The organism is Burkholderia sp. Bp8984 (assembly GCF_003853755.1).
Classification (GTDB): domain Bacteria; phylum Pseudomonadota; class Gammaproteobacteria; order Burkholderiales; family Burkholderiaceae; genus Burkholderia.
The window spans coordinates 1-2,482 of sequence record NZ_QTQN01000078.1 but is presented as its reverse complement, the minus strand read 5'-3'; the positions used below and the strand labels follow the sequence as shown (position 1 = coordinate 2,482).

Sequence of the window (2,482 nt, the reverse complement as noted above, 5' to 3'; positions counted from 1 at the left end):
TGTTGATTTCCACCGAATCTTGACCCACCGTTTTCATCTAAATCTGACCCACCCCGAGACAGCGTAGTACATCTATTCCGGTGTGGATAACTCCTCACTGCCTGCTGCTTTTGCTGCTCTCTTTCTGGTTGTCTTCGCCTTGGCAGAACTGGACTTGAAGCGCCAGGATTCATTGCCCGTTTCGACGATGTGGCAGTGATGGGTGACGCGGTCCAGCAGCGCCGTCGTCATCTTTGCGTCCCCGAACACGGTCGCCCACTCGCCGAAGCTGAGGTTGGTGGTGATCACGACACTCGTGTGTTCATACAGCTTCGAGAGCAAGTGGAACAGCAATGCGCCACCGGTCTGGCTGAACGGCAGGTAGCCCAGTTCGTCGAGGATCACCAGGTCGACGTACATCAGCTTATGGGCGATCTGGCCTTGTTTTCCGATGGACTTCTCCTGCTCCAGTGCGTTGGTCAGCTCGACGGTCGAGAAGTAACGCACGCGCTTGCCGTGGCGCTGCACGGCCTCAATTCCGATCGCTGAGGCGAGGTGCGTTTTGCCGGTGCCGGGGCCACCGATGAACACGACGTTGTGTGCGCCTGCGAGGAACGACAGGTCACTGAGTTCTCGAACCAGCGCTTCGTCGACGTGTGCCTGCGCGAAGTCGAAGCCCTTCAGGTCGCGGTGAGCCGGGAAGCGAGCGGCGGTCATCTGGTAGGCGATCGAGCGCACCTGTCGCTCCGCCGTCTCAGCCATCAGCAGTTGCTTCATGAAGCGCTCCGGGGCGAACTCCGTGTGACGCGACTGCGCCAGCAGCTCTGGCCAGGTGCTCGCCATACCATGCAGTTTGAGCCCCTTGAGTTGGGCGGCGATGTCGTTAGACATGACGGTCCTCCGGTGGGTTGGCGCGCAGGGTTTCGTAGCGGCTCACGTCGGCGGCCGGCTCTTCGGTAAGCTGGAGTTTCGTCGTCGCGAGGTTGGTGCTCGTGGTGGGTGCCTTCAACCGGCTCAGCACGTTCAGAACGTGCTCCCCACTGGGGCGTCCCGAGTCCAGCGCTGCCTGCACGGCAAGCAGCACGGCATCGAGTCCGTGTTCGCGCACCGCGGCGAGCACCTGCGTCATGATGCGATCGCCTCCCGGGTGCTTCAGTAGGTGCCGCTGCAACTGCTGCAGCGGCTGTGGCATCGTGACGAACGGAGCGCCGTTGCGCAACGCGCCGGGTTTGCGCTCAACCAGCGTGATGTAATGGCGCCAGTCGTAGAAGGTCATGTGCCGCTCGAAGCTGCGTTCGTGGTGTGCGATCTCCTGGGCGTCGGCGACGACGCTGAGATATGCCGGATAGCAGCGCACGCTCACCAGCTGGTTCGTGTACTCGGTGGGCACGCTGTAGCGGTTGCGCTGGAAGTGGATGAGGCTGGTCGACGACACCCGCAGCGTCTGCTCGACATAGCCGTCGAACGGGCGTGGATTGGGCATCAGCCTGGTGCGCTCGTCCTGCAGCACGTCCTCGACCGTCAGCTCGGGCCACTGCGGGTGCCGCATCTGCCAGGCCTGACGACACTGGCCCGCGACCCATTCGTTCAGAAGCTCCAGCGTTTCCCAGCGTCGTAGCGCAGCCTCGTGCCAGATCTGGCGGCGCCGGTCCTGCACGTTCTTCTCAACGATGCCCTTCTCCCAGCCGGCGGCACGGTTGCAGAATTCCGGCTCGAACAGGTAATGGCCGCACATTGCCTCGAAGCGGGCGTTGACCGCGCGCTCCTTGCCGCGGCCGACCTTGTCCACGGCGGTCTTCATGTTGTCGTAGATGCCGCGGCGCGGCACGCCGCCGAACGCGGCGAATGCGCGGGCGTGCGCATCGAACAGCATCTCGTGACTCTGGGTCGGATAGGCGACCAGCCAGAACGCCCGGCTGGCATTGAGCTTGACGTGGGCGACCTCCAGGCGTCGCCGCAACCCGCCGATGAAGGCGTATTCGCAGCTCCAGTCAAACTGGAAGGCTTCGCCGGGTTCGAAGGCCAGCGGTACATAGGCCTTCCTGCGCGGTGCTGCAGCCTGCTCCTCGTGCCAGCGTCTCACGAAGGCGCTGACGCGGCCGTAGCTGCCGGCATAGCCCTCGCCGCGGATGGCCTCGAACATGAACCGGGCCGTGCGCCGGTCACGCTTCGGGCGATGACTGTCTGCCCGCAGCCAGCCCGTCAGTTGCGCGGCCCACTCGTCGACGACGCTCGGGCTGACGCGCTTCGGGTACTTCGGCTCAACGGCATCCGTCTGCCGAAGCCAGCTGCGCACCGTGTTCCGGGACAGGCCCGTGCGCCTCGCAATCTCGCGCAGCGGGACCTTCTCGCGGAAATACATCCGCCTGATCTTGGCCAATATGCCCACCGTGATCACCTCTGTATCCCCTGCTCAAAGATTGAGCAGGGCATTCAATCACGTGGGTCAAAATTCGATGAAAACTACAGCCTCAGGTGGGTCAGTTCTGCGTGGACATCAACA

Annotated in this window: 2 protein-coding genes; both read right to left on the bottom strand. The window is 63.3% G+C overall.

Going from position 1 to position 2,482, the window contains the following annotated elements; genetic code table 11:
* Positions 1-72: 72 nt before the first annotated feature.
* Entirely contained in the window at positions 73-870 is a 798-nt protein-coding gene (istB, locus tag DID98_RS35325) for an IS21-like element helper ATPase IstB (protein WP_069240801.1), read from the bottom strand.
* Positions 863-2,341, bottom strand: coding sequence for an IS21 family transposase (gene istA, locus DID98_RS35320; protein ID WP_409362352.1), 1,479 nt, complete (start codon positions 2,339-2,341; stop codon positions 863-865). Before istA ends, istB begins: the two co-directional genes overlap by 8 nt.
* Between the last annotated feature and the right edge of the window lie 141 nt (positions 2,342-2,482).

Excerpts from the sequence above, each read along its gene's own strand:
- istB (WP_069240801.1), bottom strand. The coding sequence starts at position 870 with ATGTCTAACGACATCGCCGCCCAACTCAAGGGGCTCAAACTGCATGGT.
- istA (WP_409362352.1), bottom strand. The coding sequence starts at position 2,341 with ATGTATTTCCGCGAGAAGGTCCCGCTGCGCGAGATTGCGAGGCGCACG.